The following is a 22,339-nucleotide window of genomic DNA, read 5'->3' as shown; positions in this document are numbered from 1 at the left end:
TGATACTTTTCTAAATACATACCCTAAACATCTGCCTTGTTCACCAATTTTTTATTATGTTAGCAAAACGATTCAACGCACCTTCTAGTACTTTCTACATCTTTTTATAAGATCAGATAACCGAAGGCATTGATAAATTTGTAATTTGCGCAAACGATTACATCAATTCTACAAACCATATGAGCCTCCACCACACAACGCGCCACGCGATTCACCCCCAAGACTTCAAGGGCTACGACACGCAGAAACTGCGCGAGCACTTCCTGATCGAGAATCTGTTTGTGCCAGACACGCTGCAACTGACCTACACCCTGTATGACCGCCTGATTGTAGGCGGCGTGAACCCCGTGGGCGGGCCGGTGCGGCTGGACACCTTCCCTACCCTCCGCGCAGAGAACTTCCTGGATCGCCGGGAACTGGGCATCATCAACGTGGGCCCCCAGGCCAGCGTCACCGTAGAGGGCGAGGAATACACCTTGGCCCCCAAGGAGGCCCTGTACATAGGCAAAGGCGTGAAGGAAGTTCTGTTCAACCCGGCCAAAGACGGGGAGGCCCGTTTCTATCTCAACTCCGCCCCGGCCCACCACGCCTACCCTACCAAGAAGGTGAGCCTGGCTGAGGCCGAGACCGTGGAGACAGGTGCGCCAGAGAATTCAAACGCCCGCACCATCCGCAAGGTGCTCATCAACTCAGTGGTGGATACCTGCCAGTTGCAGATGGGCGTGACGGAGCTGAAAACCGGCAGCGTCTGGAACACCATGCCCGCCCACGTGCACGACCGCCGCATGGAGGCCTACTTCTACTTCGACCTGCCCGAAGACCAGGTGGTGAGCCATTTCCTGGGCGAACCGCAGGAAACGCGCCATATCTGGGTGAAGAACCAGGAGGCGGCACTTTCCCCGCCCTGGTCTATCCACAGCGGCGCAGGCACCTCCAACTACACCTTTGTCTGGGGTATGGCCGGCGAGAACCTGGATTACAATGACATGGACAAATTCCCCATCACCGACCTTAAGTAAGAAGACATGACACAGCAATTATTCGACCTGACCGGCAAAGTAGCCCTGGTGACCGGTGCCACCCACGGCTTGGGCATGGCCATGGCTACTGCCTTGGCGAAGGCCGGTGCCACCCTGGTGGTAAACGGCAACACGCCCGCTAAGATGGAGAAGGCGCTCCAGCAGTACCGCGCCAACGGCATAGACGCGAAAGGCTATTTGTTTGACGTCACTGACGAGGAGGCCGCCAAAGCCAATATCCAGCGCATTGAAGAAGAGGTGGGCCCCATCCAAATTCTGGTGAACAACGCCGGCATGATCCAGCGCACCCCCGCCCTGGAGATGGAGGTAGCCGATTTCAGGAAAGTGCTGGACGTAGACCTTACCGGCCCCTTTGTCATGTCCAAAACCGTGGGCAAATACATGGTGGCCCGGAAACAGGGAAAGATCATCAACATCTGCTCCATGATGAGCGAGCTGGGCCGCGACACGGTGAGCGCCTATGCCGCCGCGAAGGGCGGGCTGAAGATGCTCACCAAGAACCTGGCCACCGAGTGGGCCCGCCACAACGTGCAGGTCAACGGCATCGGGCCGGGCTACTTCGCCACCGAGCAGACCGCGCCCATCAGGGTAGACGGCCACCCGTTCAACGAGTTCATCGTTCACCGGACACCCGCCGGCAGATGGGGTGATCCTGAAGATCTGGGCGGGGCCACCGTGTTCCTGGCCAGCCGCGCCAGCGACTTCGTCAACGGGCAGATCATCTACGTGGACGGGGGCATCCTGGCCACCATAGGGAAACCCAGCAATGAACGGTAGGCCAACGGTGACAGATAGAAGCGTGTAGTAGATTTTGACCCTCCCCCGGGGGCGACCAATAACCATATGGCTAGTAAACCAAAGGTGACCATTCACCACATAGCGGAGAAACTCAACATTACGGCATCCACCGTTTCCAGGGCGTTGAACGACAACCCCAGAATAAGTGAGATCACCAAAAAGGCGGTATTGAAAGCAGCCAAGCAGTTGAATTATCAGCCTAACAACATTGCCGCGGCACTCCGCAACGGCAAAAGCTACATCATTGGCATTATTGTGCCTACGGCAGACCGGGCGTTCTTCGCGTCGGTGGTGCGGGGAATTGAGGAAATAGCCAATAAACTCAACTACAAAGTGATCATCTGCCAGTCTTATGACAACTATGAGAAGGAGGTGCAAACCATTGACGCGTTGTTGAGCGCGCGGGTAGACGGCATCATTGCTTCCATAGGCAAGAACACAGAGAACTTTGACCACTACAAACGCTGCCATGAAAAAGGGATTCCGCTGGTATTGTTTGACCGCACCACAGATGCCCTGGAAGTAAGCCAGGTGGTCATTGATGACTACTTAGGCGCCTATAAGGTGGTGGAGCACCTCATTCTGCAGGGCTGTCGGCGCATTGCCCACTTCACCAGCCCCAAGAAAGTAAGCGTTTTCAAGGAGCGGTTGCGCGGCTACACCGATGCCCTCAGAGACTACGAGATTCCTTTTGACGAAGAACTCATCATCAAGAGCAACCTGCAGTTAGAGGACGGACGCACCAGCATGGAGAAACTCCTTGCCTTGAAGGTACAGCCCGATGCCGTTTTCTCGGCCTCAGATTACGGGGCCATGGGAGCCTTGCAGGTACTAAAAGAACACAAGATTCTGGTGCCCACAGAAATCGCGATAGCCGGTTTCGGGAACGAGCCGTTCACGTCCTTCTCAGACCCGGCCCTTACCACGGTAGACCAGTTCAGTTTAACCATGGGCAGAATTACCGCCGAACTGTTCTTTGAGCACTTCAAAGGCGGTGACACCAAACTGGTGCCGCAGAAAACGGTGCTCAAGCCCGAGTTGATCATCAGGGGCTCTACCCTACGGAAACCTGGGCGGCTACCTTAACCCTGCGGCCACAGCGCCCGCAGCGCACCAAAGCAGCACCCGCGTTTTACGCCTGTTTTTCAAATTCTACCCCCAAAACAAAAACCTTACCCATGCAACCACTCAACAGAAAAACCGCCCAGATTACTCAAACCAGGCCTACCAAGGTGGTACAGTTTGGAGAGGGGAACTTCCTGCGCGGTTTCGTAGATTGGATCATTGACATCCTGAACGAGAAAACCGATTTTAACGGCGCGGTAGAGATTGTGCAGCCCCGCGACAAGACAGCGTACCAGAAAGTGAACGCGCAGGACGGCCTGTTCCATGTGGTGACAGAAGGACTTCAGGACGGCCAGACCGTGCAGGAGACCAGACTGGTTTCTTGCGTGAGCAACGCGCTCAGCCCCTACGCTGACTATGCCGCCTACCTGAAACTAGCTCAAAACCCCGCCCTGGAATTCGTTATCTCCAATACCACCGAAGCCGGCATCACGTTTGACCCCGCAGATACCACGTTTGAGACAACGCCTACCTCTTTCCCCGGCAAACTGACGGCCCTGCTTTACCGCCGGTTCACGCACTTTAACGGGGCCAAGGAAAAGGCGCTCACCATCATTCCGTGTGAGTTGATTGAGCAGAACGGCGACCAGCTCCGGCAGATCGTGCTCCGGTACGCAGACCTCTGGCACCTTCCTGCTGGCTTTTCGGCCTGGGTGGAGCAAGACACCATTTTCTGCAACACCCTGGTAGACCGCATTGTACCCGGCTTCCCCAAAGACACCAGCCAGCAGATTCAGCAGAAACTGGGGTTTGAAGACAACTTGCTGGTGAAATCAGAGCCTTTCCACTTGTTTATGATGGAGGCTCCGGCATCTGTCGCCAAGGCATTCCCGGCAGAACAGGCCGGGTTGCAGGTGAAGATCGTAGCCGATCTCACGCCTTACCGCATCAGGAAAGTGCGCATCTTGAACGGGGCCCACTCGGCGCTGGTACCGGTGGCGTATCTACAGGGGTTGCGCACCGTGCGCGAAGCCGTGGAAGACGAAGAAGCCGGCGCCTTCATCAGGGAAACCATCTTTGAGGAGATCATCCCTACCCTAGATCTTTCTGCCCAGGAACTGCAGCAGTTTGCCAATGACGTGATAGAGCGTTTCCAGAACCCGTTCATTCACCACGAGCTGCTTTCCATTGCGCTGAACTCGGTGTCTAAATTCAAGGTGCGCGTTTTGCCCTCTATTTTGGAATATCACCGCAGAAAAGGCCAGTTGCCCACCCGGCTTCTTAAGTCTTTGGCCGCGCTCATCCTGTTCTACAAAGGCGACTACAACGGCGAGCAGATTCCGCTGAACGATGCCCCTGAGGTGCTGGCTTTCTTCCAATCGGCTTGGCAGAAAGAAACGCCCGGGGAAACCGTACAGGCCGTGCTGGCCAACCAGGATTTCTGGGGCGCTGACCTTACCCAAGTGGAAGGGCTGCAAGCCGCCATGACCACCCAGTTGAAAACGCTACAGCAAAAAGAACAGGCAAAAACGGTCTAAAAAAGTACCAAATAGGTCTCTTTCTAACAATTGCAGCTCTTATCATTGGGTATTATGCCTGTTTTTAGCCTATTTTCACAAAATCACCCCGTAAACGCCCCGGCTGGTTTGCCAGCGTATTTGAGTTTACAGGTAGTTTCCATCAAATCATACCAAGTACATGTCCTTTTTAGACGATAACTTTCTCCTCCAGACCAAGACGGCGCAGACCTTGTACCATGAGCATGCCAAGCACATGCCCATCATTGACTACCACTGCCACCTGAACCCAGAGGACATTGCCAACGATAGAAAATTCGACAACCTGACGCAGATCTGGTTGGAAGGTGACCATTACAAGTGGCGCGCCATGCGTACCAACGGCATTCCGGAGCGTTTCTGCACCGGCGATGCCGATGCTTACGCGAAGTTCGAGAAATGGGCCCAGACCGTGCCGTTCACCATGCGGAACCCCCTGTACCACTGGACGCACATGGAGCTGAAACGCCCCTTCGGGATTGACAGAGTCCTCAACCCCGAGAGTGCCCGTTCCATCTATGACGAAGCCACCGCTTTGCTGCAAACCCCGGAGTACAGCGTGCGCGGCATCCTGAAGCAGATGAACGTGGTGGTGATCTGCACCACCGATGACCCCATTGACAGCCTGGCGCACCACCAGAAAATTGCCGCCGATGATTTCGGCATTAAGGTGCTGCCTACCTTCCGGCCGGACAAAGCCATGGCCATTGAAGACACCGGGTATCTGGCGTATCTGCAAAAGCTGGAAGCCGCCTCGGGCGTTTCCATCGGCAAATTCCAGGAGTTACTGGATGCCCTGCAACAGCGCCATGATTTCTTCCACGCCCAGGGCGGACGTTTGTCTGACCACGGCCTGGAAACCATGTACGCCGAAGAATACACGAGCGAACAGATTAGCCAGATTTTTGAAAAAGCACTCCAGAAACAGGCCCTCACGCAAGGCGAAATCCTGAAATTCAAATCAGCCATGCTGGTGGAACTGGCTTTGATGGACCACGCCAAAGGCTGGACGCAACAATTCCACTTGGGCGCTTTGCGGAACAACAACACCCGCATGATGCGTGAACTGGGGGCAGACACCGGGTTTGACTCCATCGGGGATTTTGACGTGGCGCGTCCGCTCTCCAAATTCATGGACAAACTGGACAACTCAGACCAACTGGCCAAAACCATCCTCTATAACCTGAACCCGAGCCAGAACGAACTGTACGCCACCATGATCGGGAACTTCAATGACGGCAGCACGCCGGGCAAAGTCCAGTACGGTTCTGCGTGGTGGTTCCTGGACCAGAAACAAGGCATGGAAGCCCAGATGAACGCCCTTTCCAACATGGGCTTGCTGAGCCGTTTTGTGGGCATGCTCACCGATTCGCGCAGCTTCCTCTCCTATCCGCGCCATGAGTACTTCAGAAGAATCCTGTGCAACATGCTGGGCAATGACGTGGAGAACGGCGAGTTACCGGCCTCAGAAATGGCTTGGATTGGCCAGATGGTGGAGAATATTTGCTACAACAACGCCAAAAACTACTTCAACTTCTAAGGTATGGCGGCAGGAAAAGTCTTATCCTTCGGGGAACTGCTCTTGAGAATCTGCCCAGACGGCGAGGGCCAGTGGCTGGGCGAAAACAAACTGCCGTTCTACGTGGGCGGCGCCGAACTGAACGTGGCCACTGCCCTCGCGCTCTGGGGCGTTCCCTCAGCCTATCTCACTGCGCTGCCCCAGAACTTCATCTCTGAGCAGTTGGTGGGCTACCTGCAGGAGCGGCAGATTGACACTTCCCCCATTGTCATGCAGGGAGACCGCCTCGGGCTTTATTACCTGCCCAAGGGAAAAGACCTCAAAAACGCGGGGGTGATCTATGACCGCGCGGGTTCGGCGTACGCCGATCTTACGCCCGGCACCATCAACTGGGACGCGGTGTTTGAGGACGTAAGCTGGTTCCATTTCAGTGCCATCTGCCCCGCCCTCACCCAGAACGTGGCCGATGTCTGCGCCGAAGCCCTCCAAGCCGCCGCTGACCGGAAAATCTTCGTTTCCCTGGATCTGAACTACCGCGCCAAGCTGTGGAAATACGGGAAAGAACCGGTAGAGGTAATGCCTGCCCTGGCTTCTTCCTGTGACCTGATCATGGGCAACGTGTGGGCCGCCAATAAAATGCTGGGCATGCCGCTGCAGGAAGACTTGGTGGCTGACATTGAGAAAGACAAACTGTTGCAGCACGCCACCCTTACCTCAGAGGCTATCCTGAAAGAATTCCCAAAAAGTAAAATAGTCGCCAACACGTTCCGTTTTGACCATGGGGCAAAAGGCATCCGCTATTTCACTACCTTGTACACCCAAGGCCAACTACATGTCTCTCAGGAGTATGTGGTAGACCAGATTCTGGACAAAGTGGGCAGCGGCGACTGTTTCATGGCGGGCCTGATTTACGGCTTCTTTCACCAAAACAGCCCCAAAACGACCCTGGAGTTTGCCACGGCGGCGGCCTTCAAGAAATTATTCATTGAGAGCGACGCTACCACCACTTCGGTAGCAGAGATACAGGAAACCATAAAAGAATATGCAGACTAAAGAGACGGCCCTCCGGGCGATTGTAGACCAGGGGCTACTGCCTTTGTTTTTCTACGAGAGCCCCGAAGTGAGCCTGGAAATCATCAAAGTCCTGTACCAGGCGGGTGTGAGAACGCTGGAATACACTAACCGCGGGGCCGCCGCGCTGGAAAACTTCACGTTTCTGAAATCTGAGCTGAAAACGTACCAAGACCTGCACCTGGGCATTGGCACCATTAAAACCGTGCAGCAGGCCAACGACTTCCTCAAAGCCGGGGCCGACTACATTGTGGCTCCCATTGTAGACCCGCAGGTAGGTAATTTGGTGCATGAGGCTGGTTTGCTTTGGGTGCCCGGTTGCTTCACTCCCACGGAGATCCATACCGCCCAGACCGCCCAAGCCGGTTTGATCAAGCTTTTCCCGGCCAACATTCTGGGGCCAGCCTTCCTTTCCTCCATCAAAGAACTGTTCCCCGGCCAGATGTTCATCCCTACGGGCGGTGTGGAACTGGAGGAACAGAACTTCCGCACCTGGTTCAAGGCCGGTGTTTGCGCCGTGGGCATGGGCAGCAAGCTCATCAGCAAAGACGTGCTGGACAACCGTGCGTACGACAAGTTACACGACCTCACTACGCAGGCCCTGGCTCTAGCCAAGAATTGTAGAAACTAATAAACCGCGCCCATATGACCCAAACAACACAAACAAACCTTAAACCCATGACCACCCAGGAAAAGATTGGTGGCTACCGGTGGACCATCTGCGGTCTCCTGTTCTTCGCCACCACGGTCAATTACCTTGACCGGCAGGTGCTTAGCCTGCTGCAACCCATGCTGGCCGAGAAATTTGGGTGGTCCAACACCGACTACGCCAACATTGCCGCGGTGTTCCAGTTCACCTACGCCATCTCCATGCTGTTTGCGGGACGGTTCATTGACAAGCTGGGCACCAAGAAGGGCTACGCCTGGGCATTGATCATCTGGTCTCTGGCCGCTATCCTGCACGCGTACGCTGAGCCTCTGGGCCGGGCGGTGAGTCCGTTGTTCACTGCGCTGGGGTTTGCGGGCATCTCCGTCTCGGTGCTGGGTTTCATGGTGGCCCGGGCTTTTCTGGGCTTCGGAGAATCCGGTAACTTCCCGGCGGCCATCAAAGCCACCGCCGAGTATTTCCCCAAGAAAGAGCGCTCGCTGGCTACTGGTATCTTCAACTCCGGTTCTAACGTGGGGGCCATCCTGGCCCCGCTGACCGTTCCGTGGATCGCCTCGCACCTGGGTTGGGAATACACCTTCCTCATCATTGGGGCCGTGGGTTTCCTGTGGCTGATTTTCTGGTTTATTTTCTATGAAACCCCTGAAAAACAGAAACGCCTCTCGGCCGCCGAGAAAGCCTACATCACCAGCGACGTTGAGCCCGTACTGGAGCAGGATTCCCCGGCCGCGGCCGAGAAGGTGTCCTGGTTCAGCCTCCTGAAGTTCAGGCAGACCTGGGCTTTCGTCTTCGGCAAATTCATGACCGACGGGGTGTGGTGGTTTTTCCTTTTCTGGCTGCCCGCTTACCTCAAAGCGCAGTACGGCCTAACCGGCACGGACGTGATGCTGCCCTTGAGCGTGCTGTACAGCATGACCATGATTGGGAGTATCTTTGGGGGCTGGTTCCCCATGTACTTCATCAACAAAGGCTACAACCCCTATGAGGGCCGCATGCGGGCGATGCTCGTGATCGCGCTCTTCCCGCTGGTGGTACTGGCCGCGCAGCCGCTGGGGCATGTCAGCTTCTGGTTTCCGGTGATTCTGATCGGTATCGGGGCCTCTGCCCACCAAGCCTGGAGCGCGAACATCTTCACCACCGTCTCAGATATGTTCCCCAAGAAATCGGTGGCCTCGGTGACCGGCATAGGCGGCATGGCAGGCGGTATTGGTGGAGTGATCGTGACCAAAGTGGGCGGCTATCTGTTTGACCACTACGAGAAAGCGGGCAGCATAGAAACCGGCTACACCATCATGTTTGCGTTCTGCGCGCTGGCGTATCTGCTGGCCTGGGCCGTGATGAAGTCGCTGGTACCTAAAATGAAACCGGTGAACATCTAATCACAGATTGCACCAACTGAAGAAGGGAAGGCTTTAAGGCCTTCCCTTTTTTATGCGTTTTAGAGCTGTTTTGCGGAAAACAGGCCTAAAACAGAGGCTGAAAGCCTTTGTGCTATTGGCCAGGAAAGTCATCTGGAATGTCCAGCCTAGCGGCCAAAGGCCGCGGGTAACCCACCCTCGCCTGAGGCGAGCGAGTGAAATCTTTACTTTTTAAGAACTATCAGCACGAAGACTTGTAAGATCTCCAAGACCTCGCAGGTTTAGACCCAATTGACGCAAGCCTCCAGACTCGCCAAGAACCGCCAGCGGGATGCGGAAGGTCAGTTATAAGCCGTTTTTAAGGTGTTTTCGGCAAACTAAGCTTAAAACAGAGTACTTTAAGCCTACCCGTTGAGAGGTACAGTATGTTAGTATGCGGACAAAATTAGCTTGACTTACTTTTCTTGTTGTCGTCCTGGAAGGATCTTGGTGGCAAGCGGCAATAACGCTCCATCAAAACTATTCTAGTTCGCCCATAAGATCCTTCCAGGACGACAAATAGGATAACGGAATGCTGTCTCCGTACTTTTCCTCTAACCTTAGAAACATACCCATCTGTTTTAGGCCTGTTTCTTTCAAAACAGCATGGAAACACCTGCCGTATGTACCAAGAAGGCTGGCAAAACCCTTCTTGCAACAATTTCAACTAATCTTACTTTACAACCTATAATTTGTAAAGAAATCATTGTTTCTGTCATTCTTTTCACAACAACTCTTTAGATTTACTGTAAGAAATAAAAGCTTATAAAAACACGTTCCCATTTCTCTCTAGCCACCTACCCCAAAATCAAAACCAAGACCTTATGGATAGTTCTTCCAACAGCGCCCTGCAAACCTATGACAAACACGTAGGCCTGAAGTTTCAGTTATACAACAGCCTGTTCACCTCGCTTCCCTTCCATAGGGTGGAGAAAACCGGCGTATTGCTGTCTATTTTCCTGTTGCACTGTGAAGAAGGATTTGAGAAAGAACTGAGCCCCAACGAAATCATCAGCACGTTTTTTGGGCAGTACACGCCCTACCGTACCGAGCAGGAGCAGATAGATCTGCTGTTCAGGTTTGTGCAGTACGCCGAGCGGCAGGTGGTTCTCTTTGATGCCCTGGAAGACGCATCGTTTAGGGAGACGCATGACATGGCCGGGGCCGGCACCTTGAAACACCTGCAGGCCGAGGTGGAGCAAACCCAGACCCAGGCGCAGTTAAAGGAAAAGCTGCAGGACTTCTCGGTACGTTTGGTGCTCACCGCCCACCCTACCCAGTTCTATCCCAGCGAGGTCTTGGGCATCATCAACGATCTCTCAAAAGCCCTGCTGAACGACAACACCACGCAGGTGAACAGCTATCTGCGGCAGTTGGGCAAAACGCCGTTCTTCAAAAACGAGAAACCATCACCGTATGACGAGGCGGTGAGCTTGATCTGGTACCTGGAAAACGTGTTCTACCAGGCGGCCGGCCAAATCATGGCTTACCTCAAAAGCCAGTTTCCGCAGGCGGTTTCAGATAAAAACCCCTTGATCAGGCTAGGTTTCTGGCCCGGCGGAGACCGGGACGGCAACCCGTTTGTGACCGCCGCCATTACCCTGCAAGTGGCCGAATCGCTTAGGGGCGCCATCATCAAGTCGTATTACCGGGATGTTCGCCGGCTCAAGCGGCGGTTGACCTTCAAAGGCGTGTTGAATGAACTCCTGGTGCTGGAGCAGAAGCTGTACAACAACCTGTTTTTGCCGGGCTACAAAGCAGACATCACCAAAGATGACGTACTGGTGCCGCTGCAGAAAATACGGGAGACCTTGATCAGGGAACACAATTCTCTGTTCCTGCACCATGCCGAAAACCTGATCAGGAAAGTAGAGCTGTTTGGGTTGTACTTCGCCTCGCTTGACGTTCGGCAAGACAGTTCTGCGCATACCGAAGCGCTGGAAGCCATCGCGGCCAGCACAGATGCTTTGCCTAAAAATTACGCCGAGCTCTCCCCCTCCGAGAAAATATCAGCCCTGCTGAACGCCAACGCCACCGTTTCTCCCGAAGCCCTGGAAAATGAACTGCACCGCGACATACTGGCGTCTATGCAGGCCATCAAAACCATTCAGGAAATCAATGGCCCCTACGGCAGCCACCGCTACATCATCAGCCACAGCACCAGTGCCCTGGATGTCATGGAAGTGTACGGCCTGTTTCTGCTCAGCGGCTGGCAACCCGAGGAACTGTCCGTAGACATTGTACCGCTGTTTGAAACCATTGACGACCTCAAGAATGCCCATGAGGTGATGCAGGCCTTGTACCGTTCTGACGAGTACCGCCAGCATCTGCACCGCCGGGGCAACATCCAGAGCATCATGCTGGGCTTCTCAGACGGCACCAAAGACGGCGGTTACCTTATGTCTAACTGGAGCATCTACAAAGCCAAGGAAGAACTCACCCGCCTCGCCCACCAGTATGATTTGCAGGTGGTGTTTTTTGACGGGCGCGGAGGCCCGCCCGCCCGGGGCGGCGGAAGTACGCACCAGTTCTACGCTTCCATGGGCCCAAAAATCGCGAGCAAGGAAATCCAGTTGACCATTCAGGGACAGACCATCAGCTCCAACTTCGGAACCATAGATTCTGCCCAGTACAACATGGAGCAGTTGATGCACGCGGGCATCCGGAATGCCTTGTTCACTGCTCAGGAAACCACGCTTTCCGCTGAGGAAGAGCAGGTGATGCAGCGCCTCGCCGAGGAAAGTTACGTAGCCTACAACACCCTTAAAAACAACCCTAACTTTCTGGAGTACCTCAATTACGCCAGTCCGCTCAGGTATTACGCCGAGGCGAACATCGGGAGCCGTCCGTCCAAGCGCAAACCCGGCAAACTGAACCTGAACGACCTGCGCGCGGTGCCGTACGTTGGTTCCTGGAGCCAGTTAAAGCAGAACTTGCCGGGCTATTTCGGGGTGGGCAGCGCGCTGGAGAAACTGGAAGCCGACGGGCAGTGGGAAGCCATTGCGCAACTGTACGGGCGTTCGCTGTTCTTCAGAACCTTGTTGGGGAACTGCGAGATGGCCATGACCAAGTGCTTCTTCCCACTCACCGCTTTCCTGGCCAACCATCCCCAATACGGCGAGCTCTGGAACATCATCTACCAGGAGTTTGAGCGCACCAAACAGTACGTGCTCCGGCTCACGGGCAATACGCACCTCATGGCCGATAAACCGGTGAACCTCCACTCCATTCAGATGCGCCAACGGATTGAAATGCCGCTGCTCACCATCCAACAGTTTGCCCTCACCAAAATCAGGGAAATGGAGGAACAGGAAGCTGTGACCCCAGACAAAAGCAAATTCGAGAAACTGGTCATGCGCTGCTCCTTCGGGATCATCAACGCTGAACGCAATTCTGCCTAAGGTTTATCAAGGCAGGAGCCGGTTCCTATGAAAGGAACCGGCTCCTGCTGTTTTAACCCGAAATTTTTATAGCTGGTGGTTCCCGGCGAGTCTGGAGACTCGCTTCATCCCAAGTCACGAGACCGGAGTCTCGCGCCAGTAAATTTCTAAACCTGTGAGGTCTTGGAGACCTCACAGGTTTTCGCGTTTTGGGCCTCCTTCCGCAATATCGCCCGCTCCCAAGACCTCGTAGTGTGCGTAGCTCCTACGAGTGTCTCTGCCAATGCCGTTTCCGGCCCGTTTTCCTAAAAAAAGTCCTAAAACGCATCAGCGGGCCTCCGGAATGAGGCTCCTGCGGAAGGTCAGTAATAACTTTTCATGGTGTTTTGAGCCTGATTTTCTAAAAACTGGCCTAAAACGAGAAACCGGAACGAAAATCACACGAACAGAATTTTTCTACCCCCACGCCTGCACCAACTGATAAATAAGCGCGGCGGCAAGTTTGGCGGTTTGGTCGTCCAAGTCCAGCGTTGGATTGAGTTCCACTACGTCTAAAGAAACCACTTTCCCACTGCTGACAACCTGAGTCAATAAAGGCAAAACAGTATGCGGCGTGAGCCCTAAGGCATTGGTGGCACTGACACCGGGTGCGTAGGCGGCGGCAAACACATCCAGGTCAATGCTCAGGTACAGCTTGTCTACTTTCGCCATGAACTGCTTTATCTTCTCCTGCACTGCCCCAGTTGCCCCAACTTGAATCCCCTGGGCAGACACGTACTCCACGCCCAACTCTGCCGCGGTCTGGAAAAGCTGGCGGGTGTTGCCGTATTCCTGAATGCCGAGGCAGAGGTACTGGAAATTCCTTCCGGCCGCGTGTAGGTCATGGGCTATCTGGCGGAAAGGCGTACCGGAACTGGAACCTTGGGCGTAGCTGCGGAGGTCAAAATGCGCATCGAAATTGATGATTCCCAGGCGCTCTCCCTCTTTCAGGCTTTTCCGGATGCCTGAGAAGTGCCCGTACGCTGTTTCATGCCCGCCTCCCAGAACAATCGCCTTAAAACCCTTCTGGAGTAGTAGCTCCACTTTCCTGCCTAGTTGCGCTTGGGCCTCTTCCAAATGCTGGTTGGCGCACAATACATCGCCCCCATCAAACAACTGTACTCCTAATGGCAGATGAGAAGCGAAGGAAGACATCGCCTGGCGGACAGCGGCCGGGCCACCCGCTGCTCCTACCCTGCCCTGGTTCCGCCGAACCCCTTCGTCGCAGCAGAAGCCCAGCAAGGCGAAATTCCCGTGATCCTCTGGTACTTCGCCGGCGAGATCCAGCAACCGTATTATCTGATGCCACCTCAACCCCAACTCGCCATCCGGCAAGTCTAACCTTCCTTTCCAGGTGGTTTTATCTGATGGTTTGTACATAGACGGAAGTAAATTTAGAGTAGGGTACAGAATATTTTTTTATTTTACACCAAGATTATCATTTCTAAAAGAACAAATCTACCTACGCTTGCTTACATGTCATTAATCTACTCATTACTTCAGAAATCAATAGAAGAACAAAAACCGGTAACCCTTAGAGTCAACGCATCTGATGGCCCAAAACTTCACTTTGGCTATTTGCTTGACCAAAACGAAGAAACGGTCAGCATCAGGTCTATCTCGCAGCAAGGGCTGCCCAACGGGATCACCATCATCAGAACCACTGATCTTTTTGGAGCTGACTTTGACGATGTTTTTCTGCGCAGATTAGAGATCAAAGAGGCCAGCCTCAGAAAGCTTTACGCCGACACCTCCGTTCCGGCTATTTTCCATATCGGGAACTGCAGCATTGAAGAGATCTTACAGCAGGCTCTCAAAGAAGAAAACCTCATCTACGTGAATTTTTACCAGGACTTAGGGCTGTACGGGTTTATCAAAGAAATCACCGAGACCGAATTCCTGATAGAGGTTTATAACACGTTTGGCCAGTATGACGGTCTGTCTGTGCAATTGATAGAGAACGTCAAAAACATCAATTGGGATGATGAAGATACCCGCATTGTGCGCATTCTTTTGGAAAAGGAGAAATCCCGGAATTAGAGCTTGTTTAAATTTGAGGTTTGCCAGCGAAAATGACCAGAAAAAGGCTTCCGCAGGTTCTTTTTATGGCCGTTTGCAGCGTAAAGATGAAATTTAAACATGCTCTTAGTGTCTGTGGTACTTCCTGAAAACAAAAACGACCTCTTTTGCTAGACTAACGTTCCGCTTTTCCAGACCTTGGTGGGCTTCAGTTTTCCCTGGTAGTACAGAATCTCCTGGTAATTGCCGGTTGGGAAAGCGACCATATCGGCCAGCAGGCCGGGGGCCAGTTTCCCGCGGTCTGTCATGCGGAGGGCATGGGCCGCGCGGTAGGTGATTCCAGCGAAGGTCTCAGCCAAAGTCAGTTTCTCGGCGGCCCCGAGCAAGGCAGCCTGTAAGAGCAAATCGCCCATGGGCGCGGAACCGGGGTTCCAGTCGGTGGCGATGGCGACGCAGAGGCCGGCCTCCAGCATTTTACGGGCGGGCGCGAACGACATCCCCAGCCCCAGGGAAGCGCCGGGCAAGACGGTGGCTACTACATCGGCCTCCTTCAACAACGTGAGTTCACCTGCACCGCTGGCCTCCAGATGGTCGGCACTAGCGGCTTTGACCTGGGCGGCTACCTTGCTGCCCCCGGTGCTGAACTGGTCTGCGTGTACGGTGATGTCGAAGCCCAAGGCTTGGGCCGCCTGTAGATAGGGCAACGCTTCCGCTTCAGAAAAGGCGGTTTCTTCCATGAAAATATCTACCCGCTGGGCGAGTTTCCGCTCTTTTACTTTCGGCAACAGTTCCTGAAGAATGTGCTCTAAGTAGCCGTGGGCATCTGGAAATTCGGGCGGGCGCAGGTGAGCGGCCAGGCACGTGGGCACCAAATCCAGCGGGTGCCGCTGGTTTACCTGCTGAATGGCTTCCAGCATTTTGAGTTCGTCTGCTACGGTAAGGCCGTACCCGCTTTTCACCTCGCAGGTGGTCACGCCTTCGGTCAGGTGACGGTCGCAACGGGCCATGAGTTCCGGCACCAGTTGCTCCAGCGTGGCAGCTCTGGTTTTTGAAACGGTATCCAGAATTCCGCCGCCGCTGCGGGCAATCTCCCGGTAACTTTTACCGGCTACCCGCAGGGCGTAATCATTGGCTCGGGCACCCGCAAAACACAGATGCGTGTGGGCATCTATGAAACCCGGCAGCAGCACCATGGGGGTATTTATTTCATGCAGCCGGTAATGGGTTGCTTCTGCTTCCCGCCGTAAGAGAGCATAGTTTCCTACTTTCTCAATCTTTTCTCCTCTGATAAGCACACCTGCTTGTTCCAGCGCCTCTAACTGCCCATCGGCTAGAGATCCATTTAACGGCAAACCGGCCATGGTCACCATTTGACTAAAAGGCCCGATAAGGAGGTAGGATTCTGGTTCTTCTGTCATTTGGGTCAGGTTTCGGGAAGAAAGTAGTGCAGACAGCAAGATAATGACTGTGGCATTCCAAAGCTGATTTTCCTTCTATTTTTAGAAAACAGGCTGAAAACGGCTGATAGGTGAGAAAATAGACAGACCAAGCTTTCTGGTCTGAGAGCAGTTCTGAAAGGGTGTTTCCACAAGAAATTGGCGTTCCTGAAGGTAGGGGAAATCCCTGGTGGTTGCCCTTTCGCCCTCCTCCGCAGTCTGGGTTGTTGGTGAGAACACGCAACCACGGTGGGCGTATTTTAGACACTATAGATTGTAATCACCTGTGGAGGTTTGTTCCCTCAGCAAAGATTAGGGCAACCACCAGGGATTGCCCCTACATCTACCGGCAAGACAAGGTTATTCCATGTCTTGCCGGAACTCAATTCTGGTAAATCCGCGCCTACTCCTACAGCTCCAACCCAAACTTTTGGGCATTCTCCTGGGCGGTGTCATACCCGGCATCGGCGTGGCGGAAGATGCCCAGGGCGGGGTCATTGTGCAGCACCCGGCGCAGGCAGCGGTCGGCGCGGTCGGTACCATCGGCCAGGATGACCATGCCGGCGTGTTGGGAGTAGCCCATGCCTACGCCGCCGCCGTGGTGGAAAGAAACCCAGGTAGCACCGCCGCTGGCGTTGGCCATAAGGTTGAGCAACGGCCAGTCAGAGACAGCATCTGAGCCGTCCAGCATGCCTTCGGTTTCGCGGTAAGGTGAGGCCACGGAGCCGCAGTCCAGGTGGTCACGACCGATGACAATGGGTGCTTTCACCTTGCCTTCGCGCACCAATTGGTTAAACAAAAGTCCGGCTTTTTCGCGCTCGCCCATGCCCAGCCAGCAGATACGGCTGGGAAGCCCCTGGAACTCCACTCGCATGGCGGCTTGGTTCAGCCAGTTAATCAGGTGCGTGTTCTCCGGGAAAAGTGCTTTTAGGGCCTCATCTGTTACTTTAATATCCTCCGGGTCACCCGAGAGCGCCACCCACCGGAACGGGCCTTTGCCTCCGCAGAAAAGCGGCCGGATGTACTCGGGCACAAACCCGGGAATCTGGAAGGCGTTGGGTTCGCCGCCCTGCTGCGCGTACTCCCGCAGGTTGTTGCCATAGTCAAAGGTGCGGCTGCCGCGGCGCTGTAGTTCCAGCATAAAACCTACGTGGCGGGCCATGCTTTTCAAGGAGCGTTCGCGGTACATAACTGGGTCTGCTCCGCGCAAGGCCAAGGCCTGGGGCAAGCTCATGCCGTGGGGCACGTAGCCGTTCAAAGGGTCATGCGCGGAGGTCTGGTCGGTAAGAATATCTGGGGTGATGCCGTCCTGAAGGAGTTTCTCCAGCACATCGCCAATGTCACCTACCAGGCCAATGGAAACCGCCTCGCCTTTGTCGCGGGCCGCCAGGGACAGGCGCATGGCCTCGCGGTAATCAAAGGTCATTTTATCTAGGTAGCCGGTCTCCAGCCGTTTCCGTATTCTTTCGGGGTCAATGTCTACGCCCAGAAACGTGGCGCCCGTCATGGTAGCGGCCAAGGGTTGCGCCCCGCCCATGCCGCCTAAGCCGCCGCTCACCACCAGTTTGTGGCGCAGGTCATTCTCATAATGGAGTCGGCCGCAGGCGGCGAAGGTTTCAAAGGTGCCCTGCAAAATGCCCTGGCTACCGATGTAAATCCAGGAACCGGCCGTCATTTGCCCGTACATCATGAGGCCGCGTTCGCGCAGTTGGTTGAAATGCTCCCACGTAGCCCACTTGGGCACCAGGTTACTGTTGGCAATGAGCACGCGCGGCGCCTCGGCATGGCTTCTGACTTTGCCCACCGGTTTGCCCGATTGGATGAGTAAACTCTCGTCTTCCTCCAGCGTGAGCAGCAGTGCTACAATCTTGCGGGCGTCTTGCGGGGTACGCGCCGCCTGCCCTGTTCCGCCATAAACCACCAATTGCTCCGGGTCTTCGGCCACCTCTGCGCTCAGGTTGTTCAGAAACATCCGGAGGGCTGCCTCGGCCTGCCAGTTCTTCGCGTGCAGCTGCGGGCCACGGGGTGCCATGTACACTGGGTGGCTGGCGTACGTTTGGATAAATTCGTCTATGGTAAGCGAAGAAGGAGGAACGGTAAGCGGAGAAGCAAGGGTATCCATAGGGAAGGAATTGGTTTGGTGCAACGGTAAAAAGAGGGAGCTAAAAACTTCCTTAAGTTACAGACATTTCCCCATAGAATGACAATTGACGCACCGATCCAGAGCCAAATTTTGGTTTTTACCCTATTTCCTGAAAAACAGGACAAAAACAAAGCAGTTGTTGGCTGAACTGGCGCGGTTAATCCTATCAGAACCACCCTCTCTGGCGCATTCGCGTAAAACTCACCTAGAAAGACTACCTTTGTACTGGGAATATAGCAAATCTATTCAAATAACTAACAATCAAATACTTGTAAGCAAGTACAAACTTACAAGGAACAAGAAGGGTACGTATCCCGCTTTTCTTCTTCAAAATTGGTCTTGCTCACTTGGATTGAAAACCTATTTCTAACCATAAACCACAAGATCATGAATGAAAACCAAATCCAATCCGAAGAGCAGCAATTACCATTACTTCTGGACCGGCAGGAAAATGAGCCAGTGAACTTTGCTGGCATTCCTTTACGGCTGCTGAAGCCTCACTCTTCAAAATATCAAGTAGTACATGATTTCGAGATTATTACAAAAAATCTAGAAGTAAAGCGTATTAAAGTCATATGTGACATGGAGGGCTTTGATAATGAGGAAGAGGCCGCTGCTATCAATGAATTTATCTGCAGCGACAGTAGCGCAATTGCTTTTGTAAACCGGACCTCACTAATTGACAAAGCTACTGGGCAGGCAAAGGAGTTAGACTATCACTCTTTTAGTCCCCTAGTCAGGGTTGGCCATCTTAAATGGTCTCGCCTTAATGCCCATACCTGGAAACCAGAGGTAATTTTCACAGTTGACAGAAATAAAAGATAGGAGCCATGAATACTCAGCCAGTAAAAATCCCTAATAGCCCGACTAGCGCTAATCGCAACAAAGCCTTAACAAAGGCAAGTGAAGGTAGGAAAAATCAAAAGCGGGAAAATCCCGAAGAGGGTCGCCCTTGGGCCGGTTCTTACTTCGGAATCCCTGAACCCGAGGTTAATCCAGACAATAACCAGATTACCTCCTACTCAACTGCTGAAGTTGAGATACATATGATATTAAAGTCTCTGAGGGTAGAGAAGCATATAGTGCAAGAGATAAAGCCCCATGTATACATTAACGATTCAGGTGTTGGTCATGTAGGATGGTATGAGCCGCAGTCGCTGGCGATACCCTTGAAGGAGCTTGCCTGGCTAAACCGTGACTGCATAGCGGCGGTCATATATTACTCATTCATCGACAGCCGCACAGGGGAAAGAAGAACATGGGGCATGGGACCAGGGATAACCCTGATGATCAGAAAAGACAATTTCACCTGGCAACATCTGTATGCAGACGGCAAGGAAAACGGTAAGCCCTTCATCCCTGAATGTGTCAAATTGAGGCACCCTAACTTGTTCACCTTTGACGAAAGAGGGTGGTCCAAAAACGATTAGTCCTGCATTTGATTAAATTCACTTCATCTAAATTGTTGTATTGCTATGATATCATATCCAAATAAACACGTATTGACACTTGGCTCTGATGGTTTAATGCCGTTTGCGGCAAAAGGTGATAAATTAGTTTTAGAACCTATTCCCTTACATGAGATTGCCTCCATAAAAGAGAACAGTATCTGTGTATCAGAGTCAAGCGAGGGATTGTGCATAGGGCACTTTGAGAGAGCCGGGGAGTCTAACCCATCCAGGTTTTCCCTTACGACGAATAGTGACAGAATTCATTTCGAGGTGCAGGATTTAACTGCATTCTATAAATTCAATGGTATGTGTGAAATTGCAATCATATGACACATGATGTAAGTCTAACAGCCACCGCTCAACCCGATCCTCATCAGCTCCTTAATAACTCCAAGGCCCTAGGCCGCGTGTTGATGGCAGTCTCAGCAATGATTGAAAGGGGAGAGGTGTCACCCTCAGCAGTTCCCTTGATGAACGTAATAGACGCTCTGGAAGGATATGAGAGCGAAGACGTGGAAAACCTCAGGCAGTCCATCTTTGGGTACATCAAGCCTGAGTGCCTGAACTGGTGCCAGGCTAATCAGTTGATAAGGGATAACCCTGTTCAGTTGTAAGAAAAGTTTCTATAAGAAATAGGCCCCTTTTACCATTGGTAGAGGGGCTTTTTATTAGCATTAGGTTACATATTATGTAACCTAATGCTAGGTTAAATGTTACATATTTTGTAACTTTGTTTCACTAAAGCACCTCTATCTACTCATATATGAAAAAAAATGAGGATTATTTCAAATGCCCGCTTAATTGAGTTCTATACCAAACATGCAGACTCCAAACTCCCTCTTGAGGTTTGGGTCTCCATCATTAAAGGACTTGAAATTAAGAACCTGAATGAGTTGAAGAAGGTCTTTAACTCAGTAGATATACTAGGTAATAACCGAGCTATATTCGACATCAAAGGAAATCGCTACCGTATCATAACCGTGGTTCTGGTCAAAAACCAGACAGTATACATCAGATGGATCGGAACCCACGCAGAGTATGATAGAATAGACGCCCACTCTGTGTAGTGGGCTAAATGAACTGACCGCGCCAAATACCAAGTTCAAGACGAAATATCCAGGGTACAAAAATCATGACAAAGACCGCTACCACCCCAAATTCAGCAATTCACCCAATTCGTACCGACCAAGACTACCGTGAAGCTATCACTCGCATTGACCAAATTTTAGACTTAAATCCTGAACCAGAGACTGAACTTGATGATGAACTAGAGGTCCTATCCACTCTTGTGCACGCTTACGAGCAAGTGCATTACACCATTTCCACACCAGATCCCATTGATGCTATCAAGTATATAATGGAAGAAAATGGATGGAAGAACAAAGACCTTGAGCCTTTGATTGGGCCCAAGTCTAGAGTATCTGAAATTCTAAGCAGAAAAAGATACTTCACTCTGCAACAGATTAACAATCTGCATAAGGCACTCAAGATTCCACTAGATGTATTCATCAATGACAGGACGCTCGAATTGATCTAAAATAGGAAAAGCCTCGGGAAGCCGGGGCTTTTTTATGATGGCATTAGCAGCGGGCGCCCCTTAGTCAATAAGGTGGCAGCAGTTTTTTTGGAACAAAAACACATCTTGCTCTCTGAAAGGGTACCATCCGAATCTATGTGAAAAATCACACGTTACCCCGTGTTTAATCCCTAGGCCGATACAATGCATGGATGCCATGTTTTAAGTTGTTTTGCCCCGCAATCAACCTGTAGGCTATGCCAGTGATACAATTAGACCCAGCTACCTTGCCTCAGCATAGAAGCAAGGTTAAATGGCAAAGGATAGATAATGTAAGGTCAGACGTTTGGAAGACGGGCTACTATCTGGCCACCGGGCAGAAGTTCGTCAAGGGTGAATTGGACGATGAGTATGACTCCGCTTGGTTTGTGGACAGGTGGGAGCCTATCACCTAGCCTTCAAGTAATAGTTACAGCTGGTATAGCATGTCTGTCTGTAGCCATGCGCCGCTCAAATCAACGCCTCCCTTCTTAACAACATTAACCATGCAGGACTGGATCATTTTCGAAGAGCAGAAGCCTACCCACGAGCAGAGTTGCCTCTTTACCATCGAGCACCCCCTAGGGCCCAGATGTGTGATAGCGGGGATGTACGCCGAGGGTATTCCAGGTAGAGAATCCCAGAGGCATCCCTTTCCGCTACTCCATCGTCGCATGGCGCCCCGCGCCGGAACCGCACGTAGGATAAATGGAGCCGTGCCATAAATCAACCTCCTGAGAAGAATGCAAGAAACCAACCGGAAAAGACACCCCGGCAGGAATGAAAGAGCGTGGTTTTCCTTATAACACATCTTATGTTAAGTAGAGAGAAATTCTTCTAAAGGTGCAATTCCGAACGATTGAGGGTAGGATTAAAATAAATATGAGGAGTTATCCTTTCCCATTCTAATTACTTCCTCAGCATAGTTGTAATTGCTATAAGGTAGCGATTTATCATTTTCCCTAAAATTCATAAGTGCATCTTGGAATACTTTGAATGGATCGTAGGCCATGTTATTAACATGTATTAGCTCAACATAGCCGCTATTGTCAATGACTGCAATTGGCAAGCAATCATTTTTAAGAAGATGTGTTAGAGCTCCTTCAGTAGTTTGGCATTCCTTATATTGGAAATGCCCATGTGTGTCTTTCAAAATTGCGTATACCATTCTACAAATTAAGGATAAACTTTAAGACCATCAAC

General features: G+C 52.4%; 20 protein-coding genes. 16 read left to right on the top strand and 4 right to left on the bottom strand.

The features are described 5' to 3' along the window. The first annotated feature begins 179 nt into the window (after positions 1-179). The 9 genes from kduI (at position 180) to HHO50_RS15265 (ending at position 12,514) form a co-directional block, all read left to right on the top strand. The gene (kduI, locus tag HHO50_RS15305) at positions 180-1,019 is read left to right on the top strand and encodes a 5-dehydro-4-deoxy-D-glucuronate isomerase (protein WP_181307028.1); all 840 of its coding nucleotides are present in this window, start codon (positions 180-182) and stop codon (positions 1,017-1,019) included. Between the two features lie 6 nt (positions 1,020-1,025). Beyond that, a complete protein-coding gene (locus tag HHO50_RS15300) occupies positions 1,026-1,817 on the top strand; it encodes a gluconate 5-dehydrogenase (RefSeq protein ID WP_181307026.1) in 792 nt (263 codons plus the stop codon). Positions 1,818-1,883: 66 nt separating this feature from the next. Continuing rightward, positions 1,884-2,924 (top strand): LacI family DNA-binding transcriptional regulator, encoded by a 1,041-nt coding sequence (locus HHO50_RS15295; protein ID WP_181307024.1) that lies wholly within the window; start codon positions 1,884-1,886, stop codon positions 2,922-2,924. A gap of 92 nt (positions 2,925-3,016) precedes the next feature. Next, positions 3,017-4,441 carry a tagaturonate reductase gene (locus HHO50_RS15290; protein WP_181307022.1) on the top strand — a complete coding sequence of 475 codons (1,425 nt, stop codon included), beginning with the start codon at positions 3,017-3,019 and terminating at the stop codon, positions 4,439-4,441. A 160-nt stretch (positions 4,442-4,601) separates the two neighbouring features. Then, entirely contained in the window at positions 4,602-5,999 is a 1,398-nt protein-coding gene (uxaC, locus tag HHO50_RS15285) for a glucuronate isomerase (protein WP_181307020.1), read from the top strand. Positions 6,000-6,002: 3 nt separating this feature from the next. Then, complete coding sequence (locus HHO50_RS15280) at positions 6,003-7,031, top strand: sugar kinase (protein WP_181307018.1); 1,029 nt, start codon at positions 6,003-6,005, stop codon at positions 7,029-7,031. Continuing rightward, positions 7,021-7,680 carry a bifunctional 4-hydroxy-2-oxoglutarate aldolase/2-dehydro-3-deoxy-phosphogluconate aldolase gene (locus tag HHO50_RS15275; RefSeq protein WP_181307016.1) on the top strand — a complete coding sequence of 220 codons (660 nt, stop codon included), beginning with the start codon at positions 7,021-7,023 and terminating at the stop codon, positions 7,678-7,680. The genes HHO50_RS15280 and HHO50_RS15275 overlap by 11 nt, the downstream gene beginning before the upstream one ends. Before the next feature lie 14 nt (positions 7,681-7,694). Continuing rightward, positions 7,695-9,095 (top strand): MFS transporter, encoded by a 1,401-nt coding sequence (locus HHO50_RS15270; RefSeq protein ID WP_255478763.1) that lies wholly within the window; start codon positions 7,695-7,697, stop codon positions 9,093-9,095. 842 nt (positions 9,096-9,937) lie between these two features. Further along, on the top strand, positions 9,938-12,514 hold the full coding sequence (locus HHO50_RS15265; RefSeq protein ID WP_181307014.1) for a phosphoenolpyruvate carboxylase: 2,577 nt from the start codon (positions 9,938-9,940) through the stop codon (positions 12,512-12,514). A gap of 435 nt (positions 12,515-12,949) precedes the next feature. Here the strand turns inward: HHO50_RS15265 and hutG are convergent, their stop codons facing one another. Further along, positions 12,950-13,912 (bottom strand): formimidoylglutamase, encoded by a 963-nt coding sequence (gene hutG / locus HHO50_RS15260; protein WP_181307012.1) that lies wholly within the window; start codon positions 13,910-13,912, stop codon positions 12,950-12,952. A gap of 96 nt (positions 13,913-14,008) precedes the next feature. Between hutG and HHO50_RS15255 the strand changes: the two genes are divergently transcribed. After that, positions 14,009-14,572 (top strand): hypothetical protein, encoded by a 564-nt coding sequence (locus HHO50_RS15255; protein ID WP_181307010.1) that lies wholly within the window; start codon positions 14,009-14,011, stop codon positions 14,570-14,572. Positions 14,573-14,721: 149 nt separating this feature from the next. On the opposite strand, the gene hutI is transcribed toward HHO50_RS15255, so the two are convergent. Then, complete coding sequence (hutI, locus tag HHO50_RS15250) at positions 14,722-15,969, bottom strand: imidazolonepropionase (RefSeq protein ID WP_181307008.1); 1,248 nt, start codon at positions 15,967-15,969, stop codon at positions 14,722-14,724. A 427-nt stretch (positions 15,970-16,396) separates the two neighbouring features. Continuing rightward, entirely contained in the window at positions 16,397-18,019 is a 1,623-nt protein-coding gene (gene hutU, locus HHO50_RS15245) for a urocanate hydratase (protein ID WP_370457615.1), read from the bottom strand. Between the two features lie 498 nt (positions 18,020-18,517). Here hutU and HHO50_RS15240 point away from each other — a divergent pair, with 498 nt between their 5' ends. The 6 genes from HHO50_RS15240 to HHO50_RS15215 all read left to right on the top strand — a co-directional run bounded on the left by HHO50_RS15240 (position 18,518) and on the right by HHO50_RS15215 (position 21,552). After that, positions 18,518-18,955 carry a hypothetical protein gene (locus HHO50_RS15240; protein ID WP_181307004.1) on the top strand — a complete coding sequence of 146 codons (438 nt, stop codon included), beginning with the start codon at positions 18,518-18,520 and terminating at the stop codon, positions 18,953-18,955. A 5-nt stretch (positions 18,956-18,960) separates the two neighbouring features. After that, entirely contained in the window at positions 18,961-19,560 is a 600-nt protein-coding gene (locus HHO50_RS15235; RefSeq protein WP_181307002.1) for a hypothetical protein, read from the top strand. Positions 19,561-20,051: 491 nt separating this feature from the next. Then, positions 20,052-20,195 (top strand): hypothetical protein, encoded by a 144-nt coding sequence (locus HHO50_RS15230; protein ID WP_181307000.1) that lies wholly within the window; start codon positions 20,052-20,054, stop codon positions 20,193-20,195. Between the two features lie 159 nt (positions 20,196-20,354). After that, complete coding sequence (locus HHO50_RS15225) at positions 20,355-20,648, top strand: type II toxin-antitoxin system HigB family toxin (RefSeq protein WP_181306998.1); 294 nt, start codon at positions 20,355-20,357, stop codon at positions 20,646-20,648. Between the two features lie 65 nt (positions 20,649-20,713). Further along, positions 20,714-21,118, top strand: coding sequence for a type II toxin-antitoxin system HigA family antitoxin (locus HHO50_RS15220; RefSeq protein ID WP_181306997.1), 405 nt, complete (start codon positions 20,714-20,716; stop codon positions 21,116-21,118). A gap of 236 nt (positions 21,119-21,354) precedes the next feature. Continuing rightward, positions 21,355-21,552 (top strand): hypothetical protein, encoded by a 198-nt coding sequence (locus HHO50_RS15215; protein ID WP_181306995.1) that lies wholly within the window; start codon positions 21,355-21,357, stop codon positions 21,550-21,552. Between the two features lie 455 nt (positions 21,553-22,007). Here HHO50_RS15215 and HHO50_RS15210 read toward each other — a convergent pair whose 3' ends face one another. Next, complete coding sequence (locus HHO50_RS15210; protein WP_181306993.1) at positions 22,008-22,289, bottom strand: hypothetical protein; 282 nt, start codon at positions 22,287-22,289, stop codon at positions 22,008-22,010. Positions 22,290-22,339: the final 50 nt, after the last annotated feature.

Origin of the sequence: Rufibacter sp. XAAS-G3-1, assembly GCF_013623775.1 — a bacterium.
In the GTDB taxonomy this organism is placed as follows: Bacteria; Bacteroidota; Bacteroidia; order Cytophagales; family Hymenobacteraceae; genus Nibribacter.
The sequence above is the reverse complement of the archived record's forward strand: the minus strand, read 5'-3'. Positions and strand labels throughout refer to the sequence as shown.